This window comes from Thalassospira lohafexi (genome assembly GCF_002844275.1).
Lineage (GTDB): Bacteria > Pseudomonadota > Alphaproteobacteria > Rhodospirillales > Thalassospiraceae > Thalassospira > Thalassospira lohafexi.
This window is the reverse complement of sequence record NZ_NXGX01000001.1, coordinates 141,657-160,879: the sequence shown is the minus strand read 5'-3', so window position 1 is coordinate 160,879 and position 19,223 is coordinate 141,657. Positions and strand designations below refer to the sequence as shown.

Genomic DNA, 19,223 nt, shown 5'->3' with positions numbered 1-19,223 from the left:
ATTCCTAACGATCATTTTGCAACTTGGTTACGTTACGTCCGGCCTGTTTTGCCTCATACATCGCAATATCAGCGCGTGAAACAAGACTGTCCAACGTATCGTCGGCCTCGGCAATCCCCAACCCAATGCTCATCGTCAGCTCAACACGGGCATCTTCTGCCTGAAAATCACTTTCACGCACCCGGTCACTCAGACGCTGAAGATATTTAAGTGCCCCGGCGGCACCGGTTTCCGGCATCAAGATCAGGAATTCTTCATCGCCCCAACGCGCAATAACGTCGGTTTCGCGCATCATGTCCGAGGATACCTTGGCAAACAATCGGAGTGCTGCATCGCCAGTGGTATGACCGTAATTGTCATTGAGCTCTTTGAAGTCATCGAAATCCAACAATCCGATGATAAGCGACTTACCATATCGCTTAGCCCGCTCGAGTTCCTTGGTCAGGCAATTTTCCATATAACGACGGTTATAAAGACCGGTCAGCGGATCGGTCGTGGCCAGACGTTCAAGCTCGGTGCGGGCGACTTCAAGTTCGCGAAGATCACGACGTCTGGCGATTTCATTGCCAACCCAGGCTGCGAACAATCGCACCAGTTCGATGTCCTGACCGGTAAATGGTCGGGTTGGCTCCGGGCTTGAAAAGTTCAATGTGCCAAAACGCACCCCGTCGGCAATGATTGGCGCGCCAAGATACGCTTCGAGTGCAAAGTTTTTATAACAGGGATGGGTTTGAATTTCGCTGTCGGCAACATGGTGAAAGCCGCGCACGTCATTGGCTTTAACCACATGACTGCAATAGGTATTCTCAAGCTCAAAGCTCATACCGGGTTTAAGGGCATCTTCGGGGTGAATGGCCTGTTGAACTTCGTATGTTTCATCGTCGATCTTGCTAAAAATCGCAATCGGCAAACCGAAATGCTCAGCCCCAAGACGCAGTATCGCATCCACACGCTGTTCAAAATCAAGCTCACCAGACGACGTAATACGATGCAACCGACTAAGCGCTTGTTCAGCAGCGCCCTGACCGGCTGCATGTGTGTCGGTTGACATGGCTATATCCACTCCAAAATAAGATGCCGTTTCCACCGAAAGCGCCTTACATGAAGGCAAACCCTATACGCTGTACCGGCAGTGTTTTGTTCATAATTTTCGCACGATCTATACCATAGCATAAACCAATACATTTCAATGCGAATAGCTTTATATCGACGTCATGACAAACTTGATGCGCGGCTAACGCAGACGACCTTCGGCGCGACCATTCATGACGTTGCGCAACGTGGAAACCCGCACAACATCCACGCACGTTCGGCCATCATCTAGCATATCGGTCGCAGCCGTCTTACAGGATGCATGTAGCTCCGTCGCACCGGTAACTTCAAGGATTTCGGTGGCATTTGACGCACTGACGCCAGCGCCGGGCAATATGACAATCCGTCCGGCGGCATCCTTGATCAACGCAGCGATCCGTTTTGCACCCGATTTTGCATTGGGTTCCCCCCCACTTGTCAAAATACGATCAAAGCCAATTTCAATCGCCTGCTCCAGGGCGTTCCGCTGGTCTGGGACTTCGTCAAACACGCGGTGCAAGGTGGTTTGCAAACCTGCACATTCTGTCATCAAGTCGGATAGAACCGACACGTCAAGGTGCGCATTGCGATCACAGGCACCAAACACCACCCCCGCAGCCCCACTGTCGCGCGCAATCGTAATTTCACGCTTCATGATCGCAACGTCCTCGGGCTCGCACCAAAACCCGCCCGGCCGTGGCCGGATCATGACCATACAAGGTGCTGGAATGTCTTTAAGCCGTGCTAACGCACCCGGTGTTGGCGTCAAACCACCAAGGGCCAGTGCGGAACAATATTCGATCCTGTCTGCACCGGCCTCGACCGCGCGCATCGCATCGGTGAAGCTTTCGACACACACTTCAAGCAACCGCGTATTTGACTGTTTGTCCTTGTTTGTCGAACGCATGCTATTGGCTGCCTTGCGCATTGGCGATCACATGGAGCATTGCCGCCCCGCGAAGGCCCCCGTCGCGGCTGTAACGGCCCGGAACAACCAGTGGCGCATCATAGCGCCCCAGCACGCGCTGACGGACCATAGTATCGATTTTGGCTATCAGGTTTTCTTCTGACGCGATCCCGCCGCCTACCGGCACGCAATCGGGATCAAGGACATTGACCATCAAGGCCAACTCACGCGAAACCAGATCGCAATAAATTTCAAGACTGCGCGTTGCATGATCGTCGCCGGTCCGCCACGCATCGGTAATCTCGAAACTGGTGGTGCGATTGCCACTGATTTGTGCGTGGATGTTTTCCAGTCCCCGCGCCCCGCCCCAGGCATCAAGACAGCCGGTATTGCCGCAGCCACAGGTAACCGGCGCCAATCCATTGCGGATCAACCCACCGGTGACATCATTACCGTGTCCCCACTCGCCGCGAATGCCGCTGCGCCCGCCAATAAAATGTCCATCAACGACAATGCCGCCACCAACCCCGGTGCCAAGGATGATGGCAAATACTGTCCGGGCATCCTTTGCCACCCCGGTTCGCGCTTCGGCCAACGCAAAACAATCAGCATCGTTTGCCACCAATACGTCGCGCTTAAGAATTGCCGAAAGCTCCACCGCCAGCAACCAGCCCTTGATCGCCGGTATATTGGCCGAAATCACAGCACCCGTTTGGGGATCAAGCCCGCCAGCAAAACTGATCCCGATGTTTGGGCGTTCGCCAAATTCGCGGTCCGCTTCATCAATCAACCCCGAAACAGCCGCAACGAATGCATCGCGGTCATGGGCCGGCGTCGGCGTTTTGCTATGCGACAAGATGTCCCCGGCATCATCAAAGACACCGAATTCAATCTTCGATCCGCCAATATCAAACGCGTACTGCATCATTTCGGTATCCCGTTGCCATGATCATACCGGAATACACGACCCGGCACGGGGCCGCAAAAAGAAACGGCACCTGCCCATCAGGGCAAGTGCCGTTATCTTCAATATCAATTCCGATATGACTAGCTGCGAAGACGGGCCGTCAGCGTGTCATATTCCGGCATTTTATCGACCGGACCAAGGGCGGTGATGGTCGGCTTGCCATCCAAAAGCGCCTTGCCTGCACGGCGTACACTTTCAAGATCAACCGCATCGACCTTGGCAACGATTTCTTCCATGCTTTGCGGACGACCGAAAATCTGGATCTGGCGGGCAAGCGTTTCACAGCGACCGGAATTGCTTTCCATCGCCATGACCACAGATGCCTTAAGCTGCGCACGCGCACGCGTGACTTCTTCTTCACTGAGGTCCTCGGTGGCGCGCACCAGTTCATCACACATCACCGGCATCAGTTCGCCAATGTCATTGGCCCCGGTCCCAGCATAAATCGAAAACAGGCCGCCATCGACATAATGCGATGAGAAACTATAGACCGAATAGACCAAACCGCGCTTTTCACGGATTTCCTGGAACAGGCGCGATGACATGCCCCCGCCCAGAAGCGTGTTAAACACCTGCAGGTCAAAGAAGCTGTCATGCGTATAGGAAACCGTCGGCAGGCCCATGATCACATGCACCTGCTCAAGCTTACGGTTCTCGATCCGGCTGCCACCTTCGTATTTCAGCGGCTCGATCTCGTGTTCTTCATGTGCTGGCAGGCTGTCGAACTTTTCGGCAACCATATCGACAACACGTTGATGCTCAACCTTGCCAGATGCCGAAAACACCATGTTTTTCGGGCTATAGCGCCGTGACATGAAATCAAACAAATGATCGCGTGACAACGACGATACATTTTCCGGACTGCCAAGAATGGACCGACCAAGTGACTGGTTTGGCAGGGCAGTTTCCTGAAAATGATCGAAAATGATGTCGTCCGGCGTGTCGTTAGCCTGACCGATTTCCTGTAAGATCACCTGACGTTCGCGTTCCAGTTCCTTGGCATCAAGGGTGGAATGCTGAAGGATATCGGCAATCACATCGATCGCCAGTTCCTGATCTTCGTGCAGGACCTTGCAGTAATAAGCGGTATTTTCGCGCGACGTATAGGCATTCATCTGTCCACCGACAGACTCGATTTCCTCGGAAATCTGCAATGCAGAACGACGACGGGTGCCTTTAAAGGCCATATGTTCAAGCATATGAGAGATGCCGTTAATGTCTGGCGTCTCGTGACGCGCGCCAACATCAACCCAACTTCCCAAGGCCACTGACTCAACATGGTCAAGGCGGTCCGTTGCGACAATCATCCCATTGTCAAGCTGGGTAAGCTCGACTGTCATATAGCAGTACTCCTGTTTTTCATATCATGCCCCACGTTGCTTAATGTTCAGGCCGCACGCCGATTGCGACGGACATGCGCCATCAATGTTGCAACATCATTGGACATCGGTTCGACTTTTTCTGGTCGGTCATATAGATCAGAAAGACGCGATGGCAAGTCCGGGTAAATCCCCGACGCCTGCTTGACCGCATCCGGGAATTTCGCCGGGTGTGCTGTTGCCAGTGCCACCATCGGTACGGATTTATCGCGGTTGCACTCACGTCCCGAAACAATCCCGATCACGGAATGCGGATCAACCAACTCACCACTGGTCTCAAGCACATCCTTGATCGCCGCACGGGTTTGAGCGTCATCAAGGCGATACCCGTCAAAATGTTCGCGTGCCCGGCCAAACTGCCCCTGCGACATTTCCATAACACCGGTTTCACGGAATTTGGTCAGCATCTCGGCCACGGCCAAACCATCGCGGTCATACAGATCAAACATCAAACGTTCAAAGTTTGAACTGACCTGAATGTCCATCGACGGGCTGAGCGACGGCTCAACACCTTCCATCTTCATCACGCCACTTTCGAAAAAGCGCGCAAGAATATCATTGCGGTTGGCCCCAACCACAAACTGTTTGATCGGAAGGCCCATCTGCATCGCGGCATAACCGGCATACACATTGCCAAAGTTGCCCGACGGCACAGAGAAGGAAATTTCACGATCCGGCGATCCAAGCTGCGCGCCTGCCCAGAAGTAATAGGCGATCTGGCACATGATGCGCGCCCAGTTGATCGAGTTCACTGCCGACAGCCCGACCTCATCACGGAACCCGTGATCGTTAAACAGTGCCTTGACCAGATCCTGACAATCGTCAAACGATCCTTCAACGGCAAGGTTATGCACATTGTCCGACAAGACCGTGGTCATCTGACGACGTTGGACTTCCGAAACGCGGCCTTTGGGATGCAGGATGAAGATGTCGATGTTTTCACGATCACGACAGGCCTCAATGGCCGCAGACCCGGTATCGCCCGATGTCGCACCAACAATCGTAATGCGCTCACCGCGTTTGGCCAAAACATAGTCAAACAAACGCCCAACGACCTGAAGCGCATAATCCTTGAACGCCAGTGTCGGGCCGTGGAACAGCTCCATCACCCAGTCGTTCGCGCCAAGCTGTTTCAGCGGCGCGACCGCCGCGTGGTCAAACCCGTTATAGGTATCTTCGAGGATCGCCATGAGCGCGTCATCCTCAACCGTGCCCGCGACAAACGGCTGGATCACTTTAAAGGCAACCTCGGCATATGTCAGAGTGCGCAGGCTACGAATGTCATCCTTGGAAAAAGTTGGCCAGGTTTCGGGGACATAAAGACCACCGTCACGGGCCAGACCTGCAAGAAGAACTTCATCAAACTGCAAAACGGGGGCGCTTCCCCGCGTACTGACATAGCGCACTATACCTGCTCCTGAATTGGGCAATTACCAGTTCCGCGTATCCTTGCATCCTTGACGCAAAAATACACTCCAACGCCTGAGTTAGTGAGGGGAAGTTAGGGTATAGTCAAGGGGCAATCAAGCAGATCAGCCGTGCTGTGCGTGTTAATGCGCAAAGCCCCGTAAATCATCGTCAATCATTCGATTGAGATGCCATGTTCCTTGAGCTTTGCCTCGGCAATTGCCGCCCGGCGGACGACCGCACGATAATTGCCCAGCAGGATTCGCAAGATCGCCCGGATAAAGCGATCTGACGACGACATTTTCTTTTCAAAGGTTTGACGGCTGATGGCAATCAGAACAGTTCGCTCTGTCGCACGGGCCGATGCCATACGCGGCTGATTATCGACAAGGGCCAACTCCCCGAATAAGCCGCCCTCCTCAATCGTGCCCAGAACGACTTCTTCATCCCCATTGATGGTTTTAAAGATTTCGACCTTGCCTTCCTGCACAACAAAGGCGGCACTGCCATGCTTTCCTTCGCGGAAGATGACCTGATCCATGGCAAAAACTTGCCGATCCATAACCTTCTTATTGCCGTCGGTTATTCCCATCTTGCGATCACATCCATGACATTGGCACCCTCGTAATATGAGGACACGCATCAAAGACCGGAACGGGGAAAGCTATTCTAACCGGTCTATCGAATATAGGCTGCTCTTGGTCAGCAAAGCATACAACACAAGGACATACCCCGCAGGTTCAATCGCTGTTACTGACCGTAACGATTAATTATATGCGATTTAAATGCATCAATACCAAGAACTTTTCCCGTTGCCGCGTGCAGAATGTCATCAGTTGAACGGCTTGACGCCTGGCTATGGATGTTCTGGCCAAGCCAGCCCATCAACGGACCGAAGTTTCCTTGCGCAAGGGCACCGGGTATTTCCGGGCAGGCTTCCTTGGCTGCGGCGAAAATCTGTGCGGCGGCCATCGCACCCAGCGTATAGGTCGGGAAATATCCCCATGCCCCGGACGGCCAGTGAATATCCTGCAAACAGCCATTCCGGTCATCGGGTGGTGTGATTCCCAAAAGCTTCTGCATCATCTCGTTCCACGCCCCCGGCAAATCGGCAAGCTTCATATCCCCTTCGATCAGGGCACGTTCAAGACGATACCGCAAAATGACGTGCGCGGGATAGGTTACCTCGTCAGCATCAACGCGAATAAGGCCGGGCTCAACCCGGGTGTAAAGACGATGCAGATTGGCCGCGTCCCATGCTTTTGCATTACCGCCAAACGCCTTTTCAAACATTGGCCCCGCATAGGTCAGGAATTCCTCGGATCGACAGGCCTGCATTTCAACCAGCAAAGACTGGCTTTCATGCATGGTCATACCGCGCGCCTTGCCAACCAGTTGTCCGCGCCAATCAGACGGCAATCCACGTTCATACATGGCATGGCCGGTTTCATGCAGAACGCCCATGATCGCCGATGTGAAATCGTTTTCGTCATACCGGGTCGTAATACGCACATCATCGGGAATGCCGCCACAGAACGGATGATGCGAAATATCAAGCCGTCCATGGTCGAAATCAAATCCGACCGCCTTCATCAAATCGAGACCGACACTGTTTTGAATCTCAACCGGGAAAGGACCAGTTGGGGCGACGGGGGCATCTTCGGATTTCTGACGTTCAATGACCTCGGCGGTATAGGATGGCAGGAAATCTTCAAGATCGGAAAACAGGCTATCAATGCGCTCTGAACGCATCATCGGATCATATTGATCGAGCAACGCATCATAGACAGAGGTCCCCAGTGCGGCCGCCTTGGCGTGACCTGCCTCAATCGACAGATCAAGCACTTCCTGTAATTTTGGCAACAACCCCTTAAAGTCGTTATCTGCCCGCGCGCTGCGCCATGCGACTTCGCACCGCGTTTCCGCCAGTGACATTTTCTCTACCAGTTCGGCAGGAACGGCTGTGCCATGAACCCAGGCGCGTTTCATTTCGCCAAGGTTGGCCTGCTGCCATTCATCAAGCCCCTCGTTGCCCGCATCTTCGATCAGATCGCCAAGATCAGCCGCATTGATCAGCTCATTTTCCATGACATCAAGGGTCGCAAGCTGTTCAGATCTCGCGTTCGCCCCGCCATCTGGCATGATCGCCGCCATATCCCAATGCAACATACTGCCAATATCAGACAGTACATTCATCCGGCGAAAACGGGTTTCGAGGGTTTTATAGGCTTTGGTCATCACGGACTCCTGTGCGGCGGCACTTGGCAACCGCTGGCACAAAATGATGTTTGGGACGGATACCGCCAGCCGGGAAAGATAAGCAGTCTTATCCTTCTCGGCGGCTATATTCTAACGGCATGCTGACACAGAGGATCAGGCCGCGTCTTTGCGGTCTGTTGTGTCTTTGTCGTCTTCCGGGCGTCGATGGTAAATCACAAAAACCACAATCAGCGACAGCGCAAGGCTGTACCACGTGATGGCATACTGCAGGTGATTATTGGGCAACTGCACTTTTGCCTGCCCGCCAATCGGAAGACCGCCGGGCACCGGATTGTCATCAAGCTCAAGATAATACGGGCTGGCAAGATCAGCACCACTGTCTTCTGCCATATGGTCGACGTCGACATAGAACCACTGGTTTGCCAGCGCATCATTTTCCGGCTGCGCCCAATGTTTTTCTCTTGGCAGACGCAAGACACCCGTTACATGCACAGGTGTTTCGATCAGACTTTCCGGACGGGTTGCCGGATCGCGGTTATCGGTCGGCACCCAACCACGATTAACCAGAATGATCCGTCCGTCTTCCTGTTCAAGCGGTGTGATCAGCTGAAACCCGACATTCCCCCGAAGGGTCCGAGCCATCAGATACTTTTCCTGATCATTTAGGAAATGTCCTTCGGCAAAGGCGGCGCGAAATGCCATCGCAGGATCAAGTTCCACATCAACAGGCACGGCAATCGGCGGCAAGGTTGCCTGCGTTTCACGTTGTTCAATCAGGTTCTGCTTCCAGAACAACCGGTCAACCTGCCAACTGCCCAGTCCCACAAGAATGACCAGAGACAATCCGACACAAATTTTCATCGCCATACTGGGGCGCGTATTTAATAGGGGCATGAAGTGAAATCAGTCCTGTTCGGAAGTCGTTCTATGGCGATATTGCAATGCGACCATGAGACCTTTTAACGGTCGAAGCAAGGCCAGTGTCACACCAATGATGGTGGGGCCCCACATCACCGCATGCAGCCAAAGCGGCGGTCGATAGGTCATTTCAACCCATAACGCCACAGGCACGATGATAAAGCCAAGAATAAAAATAATGAAAACGGCCGGGCCGTCACCGGCATCATGACCACGCAGGTCAAGACCGCACACATCACAAGATGCACGAACGGTCAAATAGCCTTCAAAAAGTTTCCCCCTTCCGCAGCGGGGGCATTTACATGCCAGCCCGGCGCGAAAGGGGGAAAGATTTGGATAATACTCATCCATATTGCAGGACCCGTTTAATGGTCGGGTCGGCGCGGCTTATTCGCCGCCCCAGATGTATACGGCAAAGAACAGGAACAGCCAGACGACATCGACAAAGTGCCAATACCATGCCGCAGCTTCCAGACCGAAATGCTGTTTGGCATCAAAGCCGTCCTTCATCGCGCGCACAAGGCACACCGCAAGGAACACCGTCCCGACGAACACATGGAAGCCGTGGAAACCGGTCGCCATATAGAAGGTCGAAGAATAGATGTTATCGGCAAAGCCAAATGCAGCGTGGCTGTACTCATACATCTGCAGAACAAGGAAGATAACGCCAAGCCCCACGGTCAGGGCAAGCCCCTGTACCAGGTCCTTCTTCTTGCCTTCAAGACAGCCGTGATGCGCCCACGTCAGGGTACAACCCGACAAAAGCAGGATCAGGGTGTTGAGGAACGGCAAGTCCCACGGATCAAGAACTTCGACACCAGCAGGCGGCCATTCGGTCACACCGGGGCTAAAGATCACAAACGCGTTGTGGAAGAAGGCCCAGAAGAAGGCGACAAAGAACATCACCTCGGATGCGATGAACAGCGACATGCCATAGCGCAGGCCGATCTGAACGACCTTGTTATGGTAAATCTTTGACTCGCTGATCACGTTGCCCCACCAGCGGAACATCACAAACAGGATGCCTGCAATCCCAAGCGCCGCCAGCCAGAAATCAGCCGGTGTACGATCCGAATGCATGAACATAACCATACCACCAGTAAACATACCGGCCGCAGTTGCCGCCACCAGCGGCCACGGGCTTGGGTCTACCAGATGGAATGGATGTTTCTGAGCATGATCACTCATTCCGTGCCCCCCTCAATCCTTACAAAAGAAACTCAATTTCAATTTGTTAAACAGAGACAACAGACCGCTTCACTGCGTTCTGTCAGCCCCCCTGATCTTCGTTCCCGTCCGGCGCTTCGACCGATGACTCGGCCTTATAGAAAGTGTAGGACAGGGTTATTGTCTTCACGTCTTGGGTATTAATGTCTTCAGCAATGGCTGGATCGACATAGAAGCTGACCGGCATGTCGACGCGCTGTCCCGGTTCAAGGGTCTGCTCATCAAAACAAAAACATGCGATCTTGCTAAAATATTGCCCTGCCTTAAGCGGTGTTACGTTGTAAACGGCCTGCCCGGTGATCGGGTGAACCGACATATTTTCAGCCGTGTAATGGGCAAGATTATCCTGCCCAAGCTTAACCGTCATTTCGCGCTGGTCGGGTTTGAACTGCCAATGCAGCCCGGAATTCACATCCGCATTAAACCGGACTTTGATGGTTTTCTCGGACACGTCAGCCGGCGCTTCATGTGCGACCTGGGTCGTGCCTCCAAAACCGGTAACCCGGCAAAACAGCGCGTAAAGAGGAACAGAAGCATAGGTAAGACCAACCATGCCGCCGACAATAACAACACAGCCAAGCATTAAACGCTTGTTGCGGGCCTTTATCGTATCTGCATGTTTCTGATCAGCCATGGCGTCCTAGCTCATCTTCAAAATCGTTATGGCGAAAAACAAAACGGCCAACCCGCCCAGAATGGCAAGAAACGCCCAGTTCTTTTTCTTGCGCTTGGCAAGAAACGCATCAAGTTCGGCCTTGTTGGGATTTGGCTTCTCACTCATGCGATAAATCCATTCAGGAAGACATCTGCCACCATCGCCCCGAACAGGACGAAAAGATACAGGATAGAATAACCAAACATCTTGTGTGGCGCGCGTTCTTCGACATTGCGTAAAACACGAACCGCATGACGCAGGAACCACAGACCGGTCAGGGCCGCCGTCGCGCCGTAGATGACACCAAGCAATCCGGTCGCAACCGGGATAAAGGTCACCGGCAGAAGCAGGATGGTATAAATCAGCATCTGCTTTTTGGTGGCCGCTTCACCGGCAACAACCGGCATCATCGGTACGCCGACCTTGGCGTAATCGCCACAACGGAACAGGGCCAGCGCCCAGAAATGCGGTGGTGTCCACATAAAGATAATCAAGAACAGCGCGATTGAATTGATATCAATCCCGCCGGTCACCGACGCCCAGCCGATCATCGGGGGAAACGCCCCGGCGGCACCGCCAATAACAATATTCTGCGGTGTGCTGCGCTTAAGCCACATGGTGTAAATAAAAACGTAAAACGCAATCGACACCGCCAGCAAAGCCGCCGCCACAAGATTGATCGCAACCGCCATCACGGTGACAGAAACAATCGACAATGCGATGCCAAGTGACAACGCCTCGTCGGCTTCAACACGCCCCGCCGGAATAGGCCGGTGTTGGGTGCGTTTCATGTGCTGATCAATATCGCGATCATACCACATGTTAATGGATGCCGCGGCACCACTGGCCACAGCAATACAGGCAATTGCGACAAGGCCGAGGAACGGATGAATTGATCCTGGCGCAATCAACAGTCCCACAGCACCGGTAAAGACCACAAGGGTCATTACACCGGGTTTGAGCAAAGCAATGTAGTCGCGCACCTCCGAAATGGGGAGCGGCACAGTACTAAGCGCAAGGGTCTGATCGGCAACCTGCTTGGTCATGAAACTCTGGTCTTCTCTTCTCTGGGCGGTAGGGTATCCCCCGCAAGACAGGCCTGCGGGGGACTTAAACCAGGATCACTTACTTGATACGTGGCAATTCGTCAAAGGTATGGAACGGCGGCGGTGAGCTGACGGTCCATTCCAGTGTATCGGCACCTTCGCCATATGGGTTGGCTTCGGCCTTCTTGCCACGGATGAAGGCATGCGCCACCACACCAAGGAAGAAGATCGTTGCCGCGAACGAAATATACGCACCATACGACGATACAAGGTTCCAGCCCGCAAACGCATCAGGATAGTCGGCATAACGACGCGGCATGCCAGCCAGCCCAAGGAAATGCTGCGGGAAGAAGGTCAGGTTGACGCCGATAAAGAAGAGCCAGAAGTGGATCTTCGCGCCGAGATCGGAAATCTCGTACCCCGACATTTTGCTGAACCAGTAATAGAAACCAGCAAAGATCGAGAACAGCGCGCCAAGTGACAGCACATAGTGGAAGTGCGCCACAACAAAGTAGGTGTCATGCAGCGGCAGATCCATGCCCGAGTTCGCCAAAATCACACCTGTCACACCGCCCACAGTGAACAGGAAGATAAAGCCGATTGCCCAAAGCATCGGAGCACGCAAGGAGATGGAACCACCCCACATGGTCGCAATCCATGAGAAAATCTTAACCCCGGTCGGCACCGCAATCACCATCGTCGCCGCGGTGAAATAGGCCCGGGTGTCAACATCCATCCCGACGGTATACATGTGGTGCGCCCACACGATAAAGCCGACAACACCGATTGCCACCATCGCATAGGCCATCCCGAGATAGCCAAACACCGGCTTGCGCGAGAAGGTCGAAATGATGTGACTGATAATGCCAAAGCCCGGCAGGATCATGATGTAAACTTCGGGATGACCAAAGAACCAGAACAGATGCTGATACAGGATCGGGTCACCGCCACCGGCCGGATTAAAGAAGTCCGTGCCAAAGTTACGGTCGGTCAAAAGCATGGTGATCGCACCACCAAGAACCGGCACAGCCAACAGCAGCAGGAACGCCGTTACCAGCATTGCCCACGCAAACAGCGGCATCTTGTGCAGGGTCATGCCCGGCGCGCGCATGTTAAAGATCGTCGTGATGAAGTTTACCGCACCCAGGATCGAGCTGGCACCTGCAAGATGCAGAGCAAAGATCGCCATATCAACCGAAGCATCCGGATGACCCAGAACACTTGAAAGCGGCGGATAAACAGTCCAACCGGTACCTGCACCACTGCCAACAACTGCTGACAGCATCAACAGGGTGAAAGCCGGAACAAGCAGCCAGAACGAAATGTTGTTGAGCCGCGGAAACGCCATGTCGGGCGCGCCAATCATGATCGGCACGAACCAGTTGCCAAAACCGCCAATCATGGCGGGCATGACAACAAAGAAGACCATGATCATGCCGTGCGCGGTGATGAGCACGTTAAAGAACTGGTGATCTTCGATGATCTGGGTGCCCGGATGGGCCAGTTCCATACGGAACCAGACCGAAAAAGCACCACCGATCAAACCGGCAATCACTGAGAAAATAAGATAAAGCGTCCCGATATCTTTGTGGTTGGTCGACAGGAACCAACGGGTAAAGAAGCCGGGGGTATGATCGTGATCATGTGTGTCAGCGTGAGCCATCAATCTCTCCCTCACTCTGCCGATGCCACGGAAACCGAAGACGGCAAGTCAACAGATGCGAACTGTTCTTGCGCCTTGGCGACCCAGGCTTCGTATTCTTCCATGGTAACAGCTTTAACAGCAATCGGCATATAGGCGTGGTTCACACCACACAATTCCGAACACTGGCCATAGAAGGTTGTACCGGCATATTCACCTGGAATGCGGGTCCAGGTTTCATTCAGTCGGCCCGGCACTGCATCAAGCTTGATGAACAGCGATGGCATGGCCCAGTTATGGATCACATCATCGGACGTCATGATCAGGCGAATGTTCTGGTCAACCGGCAGGACAACGGGATTGTCCACATCCAGAAGACGTTTTTTACCTTCGGCAACGGCTGTTTCCTCATCGATCATCAAAGAATCAAAGGTGAAATTGCCATTGTCTGGATATTCATATGTCCAGTACCACTGCTTGCCGATGATCTTAAGGGTAAGATCGGCATCCTCGACACGGTCTGCAAAATACAGCAGGCGGAACGACGGGATCGCAATAATAAGAAGAATAAGTACCGGAACAACCGTCCAGACCACTTCAAGAAGGGTATGGTGGGTCGTCTTCGACGGTACCGGGTTGCGTTTCGCGCTGAAGCGATACAGCACGTAAAGCAGCAACACCAAAACGATCACGGTAATGATCGTCATCAACCACGTCACTAGAACAAAGAAATTATGGCCTTCAACAGCCACAGGCGAAACCGGATCCTGCAGCCCAAGCTGCCAAGGTTCGGCCTGACCAACGGCAGCAACTGCCGCACTATCAAGCCCGGTAATTACCGCCAATCCCAACAAAAGAATGGGAAATAGCTTCTTGATCGACATGCGAATCTGCCCCCTCGCATTACATCTCAAGGCGATATGCCTCAATCGTCTCCGTCCCTGACCTTCGTCAACAGTTTCTCAGACAAGCTACGGGTCCACCTTTAAACGGTGGTCTTGCCGTCTCAACCAAAGATTGGCTCAATCATCAGCCCGGAGTATTTCCTCTGACATATCTTATTCTTAATAACCCTGCACCCGAAAGTACATCGGTAACGCAGGCAAATAGCGTATCTTAGGCACCTGTTCCAGAAAAAACCTCGCTGCGATGCACAAAAAATGTAATTTTACCTTTGTGACTTTGTCGCTTTGGTTTTGCGTGAAATGGCTCTAAATACCCACGTCCTGATAGAAATACCGCCATTCTGGTCAACGTTCTTTGGTCTTCCGCACGGTTATTGCCATGCAACATACACGCAGAATCATCTTCAAATCACTTCAACCAATGGATAAAGCAGGTCACACCGTATTTCTGGTCCCACCAGCATCCATTTTAGGCAAACACCGTTACGGTATCCTGAACCTTGCCATCCCTGGCAACAGTGTTATCGGAAATAAGGTACAGGCAACCTGCCCAAAATGGCGATTCGCACCTCGCCTGATATAATTTGTCCTATCCGATGATAAATTCCGGTCCCGAAGCCTTTAATTCTTCGGTATTTTCCCCAATATCACGGATAGGAATTCGGTTGGCGAGACGACGTTTGCAGATTACTCTATCCTAAAGTATGAATGCCGCTGCCCTTCAGGGAAGTGACGCCAAGGTCTCTTGCGAGATACCGATTGTTAAATTCAGAGGTTCGTTAATGGCACGCCACGGAAGCAAAAAGCTCTTCACCGCAGAATTGCGGTTGCTTAACAAACTCGAAAACATGAGCGACATGGTCGCCTTGCCAGCCGAGATGCCCACCGAACCACATCAAGCGGGTGTTGGCGGCCCGGATTTGTCGGCCGTTCATACCGCGATTGAAGACCTCAAGCTTGAGCTGCTGTCTGACATCCGCATCATGATAGAAGAGCAGAAGAAACTCACCGCGCAGCCCGAAGAGGACGATGAGGAAGACGCACGTGCTGAACTGCGTCTGCTAAAAACCGAAATTCGGGCATTGGCAAATTCCATTCAGGAAACCAAAAAAGAAATCGCCGCCCTGTATACCGCCCCTGAAGATGACAGCGGCACGCGTATCAATATCGTCAAGGGCGAGTTGGACTCTGTTGTTGCCGCAACCGAGGATGCAACGGCAAGCATTCTCGACACTGTCGAGAAAATTGATGCTGTTGCCCACAACATCCGTTCGGCCGCCACAGATGACTACACTCAGGGGCTGGCCGACGATATTGTCGAACTTGTCGTCAAGGTCTTTGAAAGCTGCAACTTCCAGGATTTGACCGGTCAACGGATTACCAAAGTCGTTAACACCATGAAATATATCGAGGAACGCGTAAATCGCGTGATCGAAATCTGGGGTGATGATGACTTCGGTGACTTCGAGGTTCCAGCCGATCCCAAAGGGCTCGACAACCTTGATAAAACCGTCACCAAGGCGCCGCAAAACGCGCAACGTGTCGATCAGGATGAAGTCGATCAGATCTTCTCACAGGCCGAAATCGACGCCTTGTTTGATTAATGCCGGTGTGGCCCGCATGAAACGCAAAAGCCTGCCAGTCGGCAGGCTTTTTCAATTGCAGCAATGCAAGAGACCTTCTGATCAGGCGTGACCAGCTTCCCCCGATAACAATTCCGGGGCAAAACCAAGTTTGGTAAACGCCTGTTCCCATTTGTCTTCGCAATCAATGTCGAACAACAAATCGGCATCCGCATCAAGATGCAGCCAGCCATTGGCCAGAATTTCGTTCTCCAGCTGCCCGCTACGCCATCCGGCATAGCCAAGCGCCAGAATGCGGTTTTCCGGCCCCTCACCCAACGCAATCTGTTCAAGAATATCAACTGTGGCCGTCACCGAAACGCCGGTATCAACGTGCAGGGTTGCCTCGTTGGAAAAGTCGGTGGAATGCAATACGAACCCGCGACTGCTTTCAACCGGGCCGCCAAAATGCACCTGAATGTCCTGAATGGTCGGTGCCGGGCGCGCAATACCAAGCTGCTCAAGAAGCTCGGGGAAGGTGATGCTATCAATCACACGATTGATCACTAGCCCCATTGCACCATCTTCATTATGGGCACAGACGTAGACAACACTTTGTGAAAAGCGCGGATCACGCATGCCGGGCATTGCGATCAACAACTTTCCACCAAGATATTCGCCTGTGTCTCCACGCACGCCCATTTTACGTCTCTTTCTGTGTCTGTTTGACCAAGCCTAGCGCGATTAGCGGTCTATTTCCATCAAGAACCCGGAAAAACCCGATAAAACATCGCCCCGCAACGATCAAAACTTGATATTCTAAATGTAGGGTCACCCTCTGCTCAGTGCCACGGTTTTCGGTGATTATTTACCAATCATGGCTCAAAAAGCGCCCTGACAGAGACCCCGGTCACACAGTCGTGGCTTGATTTGATCGCGGCTGGGGACTACGCCTTCGATAGATGAAAAACTGCCTGAATTGTGCCATACCTCAATGGCATGAGCGCCCCACTGCCAAATGCCATGACGCACACCGTTTTAAGGACATTGACGTGCTCCGCCACCTGATCGCCCGTTTTGTGTTTTTGCTTGCTGCCATTTGCGCCCCGGTTTTAGCCACACCGGCGATGGCTGCCACCGATGTATCCACCCCATGGACCGACGAAGATTTCGCGTCTCTTCGGCTCATCAGCGCGCAAACCCAGACCGGTTCATCAGACACGCTGCGTCTTGGCCTTGAATTCGAACTTCAGCCTGAATGGAAAATCTATTGGCGCAGCGCAGGCGACGCCGGTTTTCCCCCGCAACTAGATTGGACGGGGTCACAAAACGTCGGGGATGCCAATATCCTGTGGCCTGCCCCGCACCGGTTCTCGATCTTTGGTCTGGAAACATTTGGCTACAAGAACCATGTCATCCTGCCGATTGACGTCGCGATCCCCGATCGCACACAGTCCGTCGCGATCAATTTGGATGTCGACTACCTTGTCTGTAGCGACATCTGCATTCCTGCTGCCGCGACCTTCGCACTTGATATCCCGGCAAACGGAAACCCCGACACCTCAACATCCGGCGCATCAACAGTCAGCACCCACGCACACGAAATTGAAAAGTTCGTCTCAAAGGTTCCGCTAACTGGCGACAACCTGCCAATACAGGTCAGCAACGTTTTTGCCACCAAGGACGGTGACGCGACGCAATTGCACCTATCGGTCGACGGGCTGTCTAATGCCGGTGTGACTGTGGATGATATTCTGGTGGAAAGCCCGCTTCGCATTGGCTTTGGCGCACCTGTTGCGGTGAACAAAGATGGCGAAAGCAATAACCGACACTTCACTGTCCCGGTTTTTGGCCTCAACGCCGATCAGGATCTTGCATCTGAAACAGTGACCGTCACTGTCATTGCTGGACCATTGGCCATTGAACAAAGCCGGACCGTCGCAAATGGCCCAACTGATGCTTCCGCCCAAGGCGAACCTCTTGGCGCAGATACCATGGCGCCTGCAACCGGGGCCGGTGCAAACATCTGGCTTATCGGCCTTTTTGCACTGTTTGGTGGCCTGATCCTCAATGTCATGCCCTGTGTCTTGCCGGTCTTGTCGATCAAGGTCATGTCGGCGATCAACGCCCGCGACGGCGAAATCAGCCGGGTCCGCAGTGGTTTTCTTGCCAGTGCGGCGGGCATCATCACATCGTTCTGGCTGATCGCCGCAGTTCTGATCGCGATCAAGCTGGCCGGGGGATCAATTGGCTGGGGCATACAGTTCCAGCAACCTCTTTTCCTAACCGTGATGACCATCATTCTTGCGCTGTTTGCCCTCAATATGTGGGGCCTGTTTGAAATTAACGGCTCCGACAATCTGGGCACCGCCGCCAATGACGTGATCAACCAGCAGGAAAAAGGTGGCCGTCACCTCAGCAGCCATTTCATGACCGGCATGTTCGCGACCTTGCTCGCAACGCCCTGTTCTGCCCCGTTCCTTGGAACGGCGGTTGGCTTTGCCTTGGCAGGCAGCAGCTTTGACATCATCTGGATTTTCACGTTGCTGGGGGTTGGCCTTGCCACTCCGTATCTGGCAATCGCCCTTCAGCCAAGACTGGCCCATGCGCTACCCAAACCCGGACGCTGGATGAGTGTTGTGAAGGCTGTTCTTGGTCTGGCACTGGTTGGCACCGCCATATGGCTTCTGAGCATTCTGGCGGTTCAAATCGGCCTTGGCGGCGCGATTGCCGTTGGGGTCGGCCTTGTCCTTGGCGCCGTATTTGTCTGGGCGCGCAAACGCAGTCAAAACCTGCGCCCACGATTTGTCTTTACCGCCCTTGCCGTAACCGGTTTTCTGGTCGCCCTGTTTGCGCCGGGTTTCTCGAAGCCGCCCGCACCGTCAAGCGTATCAACTGCGGCCACCGGCCCCCTTGACTGGCAGACGTTTGCACCTGAGACCATTCCGGCATTGATTGCAGATGGCAAAACCGTCTTTGTCGACGTTACGGCGGAATGGTGTGTCAGTTGTCAGGTCAATAAAAAACTGGTGCTTGAAACCGCCGAGCTTGCAGAATTTTTTGCCAATGACGACATTATTCTGATGCAGGCCGACTGGACCCGCCCGGACCCGGAAATTGCCGACTATCTGGCCTCCTATGGACGGTATGGCATCCCATTTAACGCGGTGTTTGGCCCGAATGCACCCAAGGGGGTTTTGCTGTCTGAATTGCTCAGCCGTGATGCGGTTCTTGATGCCATCAAGGATGCAAGATCGACGGCCGGGCTTGCCAGCAACTAATTTCACCCACATCTGAGCCTAACCGGAACAATTCCA

The 19,223-nt window shown here is 53.3% G+C and carries 18 protein-coding genes; 2 read left to right on the top strand and 16 right to left on the bottom strand.

The annotated features are described in order from the left end of the window. Positions 1-4: 4 nt before the first annotated feature. The 15 genes from COO92_RS00690 to coxB form a co-directional block, all read right to left on the bottom strand. Positions 5-1,051 (bottom strand): sensor domain-containing diguanylate cyclase, encoded by a 1,047-nt coding sequence (locus COO92_RS00690; RefSeq protein WP_101299020.1) that lies wholly within the window; start codon positions 1,049-1,051, stop codon positions 5-7. Positions 1,052-1,234: 183 nt separating this feature from the next. Continuing rightward, the gene (locus tag COO92_RS00685) at positions 1,235-1,978 is read right to left on the bottom strand and encodes a copper homeostasis protein CutC (protein ID WP_101299019.1); all 744 of its coding nucleotides are present in this window, start codon (positions 1,976-1,978) and stop codon (positions 1,235-1,237) included. Between the two features lies 1 nt (position 1,979). Then, positions 1,980-2,906 (bottom strand): ROK family protein, encoded by a 927-nt coding sequence (locus tag COO92_RS00680; RefSeq protein WP_240626270.1) that lies wholly within the window; start codon positions 2,904-2,906, stop codon positions 1,980-1,982. Between the two features lie 119 nt (positions 2,907-3,025). Continuing rightward, on the bottom strand, positions 3,026-4,285 hold the full coding sequence (locus COO92_RS00675) for a M16 family metallopeptidase (RefSeq protein WP_101299017.1): 1,260 nt from the start codon (positions 4,283-4,285) through the stop codon (positions 3,026-3,028). Positions 4,286-4,332: 47 nt separating this feature from the next. Continuing rightward, positions 4,333-5,730: a threonine synthase gene (gene thrC, locus COO92_RS00670; RefSeq protein ID WP_101299016.1), complete on the bottom strand. Its 1,398-nt coding sequence runs from the start codon at positions 5,728-5,730 to the stop codon at positions 4,333-4,335. A 176-nt stretch (positions 5,731-5,906) separates the two neighbouring features. Further along, the gene (locus COO92_RS00665) at positions 5,907-6,293 is read right to left on the bottom strand and encodes a cyclic nucleotide-binding domain-containing protein (protein ID WP_240626269.1); all 387 of its coding nucleotides are present in this window, start codon (positions 6,291-6,293) and stop codon (positions 5,907-5,909) included. A gap of 188 nt (positions 6,294-6,481) precedes the next feature. Beyond that, positions 6,482-7,969, bottom strand: coding sequence for a carboxypeptidase M32 (locus COO92_RS00660; protein ID WP_101299014.1), 1,488 nt, complete (start codon positions 7,967-7,969; stop codon positions 6,482-6,484). 135 nt (positions 7,970-8,104) lie between these two features. Beyond that, a complete protein-coding gene (locus COO92_RS00655) occupies positions 8,105-8,818 on the bottom strand; it encodes an SURF1 family protein (RefSeq protein WP_240626268.1) in 714 nt (237 codons plus the stop codon). Positions 8,819-8,854: 36 nt separating this feature from the next. Then, complete coding sequence (locus tag COO92_RS00650) at positions 8,855-9,127, bottom strand: DUF983 domain-containing protein (protein ID WP_338063601.1); 273 nt, start codon at positions 9,125-9,127, stop codon at positions 8,855-8,857. A gap of 129 nt (positions 9,128-9,256) precedes the next feature. Next, positions 9,257-10,057 carry a cytochrome c oxidase subunit 3 gene (locus COO92_RS00645; RefSeq protein WP_101299008.1) on the bottom strand — a complete coding sequence of 267 codons (801 nt, stop codon included), beginning with the start codon at positions 10,055-10,057 and terminating at the stop codon, positions 9,257-9,259. Between the two features lie 82 nt (positions 10,058-10,139). Then, complete coding sequence (locus COO92_RS00640) at positions 10,140-10,730, bottom strand: cytochrome c oxidase assembly protein (protein WP_022731002.1); 591 nt, start codon at positions 10,728-10,730, stop codon at positions 10,140-10,142. Positions 10,731-10,736: 6 nt separating this feature from the next. Next, complete coding sequence (locus tag COO92_RS22010; RefSeq protein WP_022731001.1) at positions 10,737-10,877, bottom strand: hypothetical protein; 141 nt, start codon at positions 10,875-10,877, stop codon at positions 10,737-10,739. Then, positions 10,874-11,797, bottom strand: coding sequence for a heme o synthase (locus COO92_RS00635; RefSeq protein WP_206186335.1), 924 nt, complete (start codon positions 11,795-11,797; stop codon positions 10,874-10,876). The genes COO92_RS22010 and COO92_RS00635 overlap by 4 nt, the downstream gene beginning before the upstream one ends. A 79-nt stretch (positions 11,798-11,876) precedes the next feature. Next, complete coding sequence (gene ctaD, locus COO92_RS00630) at positions 11,877-13,460, bottom strand: cytochrome c oxidase subunit I (RefSeq protein ID WP_022730999.1); 1,584 nt, start codon at positions 13,458-13,460, stop codon at positions 11,877-11,879. An 11-nt stretch (positions 13,461-13,471) separates the two neighbouring features. Continuing rightward, entirely contained in the window at positions 13,472-14,323 is an 852-nt protein-coding gene (gene coxB, locus COO92_RS00625; protein WP_022730998.1) for a cytochrome c oxidase subunit II, read from the bottom strand. An 803-nt stretch (positions 14,324-15,126) separates the two neighbouring features. Here coxB and COO92_RS00620 point away from each other — a divergent pair. Then, entirely contained in the window at positions 15,127-15,948 is an 822-nt protein-coding gene (locus COO92_RS00620) for a hypothetical protein (protein ID WP_101299006.1), read from the top strand. Positions 15,949-16,029: 81 nt separating this feature from the next. On the opposite strand, the gene COO92_RS00615 is transcribed toward COO92_RS00620, so the two are convergent. Beyond that, complete coding sequence (locus tag COO92_RS00615) at positions 16,030-16,608, bottom strand: YqgE/AlgH family protein (RefSeq protein WP_101299004.1); 579 nt, start codon at positions 16,606-16,608, stop codon at positions 16,030-16,032. A 350-nt stretch (positions 16,609-16,958) separates the two neighbouring features. Here COO92_RS00615 and COO92_RS00610 point away from each other — a divergent pair, with 350 nt between their 5' ends. After that, positions 16,959-19,187: a protein-disulfide reductase DsbD family protein gene (locus tag COO92_RS00610; protein ID WP_101299003.1), complete on the top strand. Its 2,229-nt coding sequence runs from the start codon at positions 16,959-16,961 to the stop codon at positions 19,185-19,187. Positions 19,188-19,223 lie beyond the last annotated feature (36 nt).

Bases quoted from the DNA above. Each gene is read 5' to 3' on its own strand.
- COO92_RS00690 (WP_101299020.1), bottom strand. From the start codon at position 1,051: ATGTCAACCGACACACATGCAGCCGGTCAGGGCGCTGCTGAACAAGCG.
- COO92_RS00685 (WP_101299019.1), bottom strand. From the start codon at position 1,978: ATGCGTTCGACAAACAAGGACAAACAGTCAAATACGCGGTTGCTTGAA.
- COO92_RS00680 (WP_240626270.1), bottom strand. From the start codon at position 2,906: ATGATGCAGTACGCGTTTGATATTGGCGGATCGAAGATTGAATTCGGT.
- COO92_RS00675 (WP_101299017.1), bottom strand. From the start codon at position 4,285: ATGACAGTCGAGCTTACCCAGCTTGACAATGGGATGATTGTCGCAACG.
- COO92_RS00665 (WP_240626269.1), bottom strand. From the start codon at position 6,293: ATGGATCGGCAAGTTTTTGCCATGGATCAGGTCATCTTCCGCGAAGGA.
- COO92_RS00660 (WP_101299014.1), bottom strand. From the start codon at position 7,969: ATGACCAAAGCCTATAAAACCCTCGAAACCCGTTTTCGCCGGATGAAT.
- COO92_RS00655 (WP_240626268.1), bottom strand. From the start codon at position 8,818: ATGGCGATGAAAATTTGTGTCGGATTGTCTCTGGTCATTCTTGTGGGA.
- COO92_RS00645 (WP_101299008.1), bottom strand. From the start codon at position 10,057: ATGAGTGATCATGCTCAGAAACATCCATTCCATCTGGTAGACCCAAGC.
- COO92_RS00640 (WP_022731002.1), bottom strand. From the start codon at position 10,730: ATGGCTGATCAGAAACATGCAGATACGATAAAGGCCCGCAACAAGCGT.
- COO92_RS22010 (WP_022731001.1), bottom strand. From the start codon at position 10,877: ATGAGTGAGAAGCCAAATCCCAACAAGGCCGAACTTGATGCGTTTCTT.
- COO92_RS00635 (WP_206186335.1), bottom strand. From the start codon at position 11,797: ATGACCAAGCAGGTTGCCGATCAGACCCTTGCGCTTAGTACTGTGCCG.
- ctaD (WP_022730999.1), bottom strand. From the start codon at position 13,460: ATGGCTCACGCTGACACACATGATCACGATCATACCCCCGGCTTCTTT.
- coxB (WP_022730998.1), bottom strand. From the start codon at position 14,323: ATGTCGATCAAGAAGCTATTTCCCATTCTTTTGTTGGGATTGGCGGTA.
- COO92_RS00620 (WP_101299006.1), top strand. From the start codon at position 15,127: ATGGCACGCCACGGAAGCAAAAAGCTCTTCACCGCAGAATTGCGGTTG.
- COO92_RS00615 (WP_101299004.1), bottom strand. From the start codon at position 16,608: ATGGGCGTGCGTGGAGACACAGGCGAATATCTTGGTGGAAAGTTGTTG.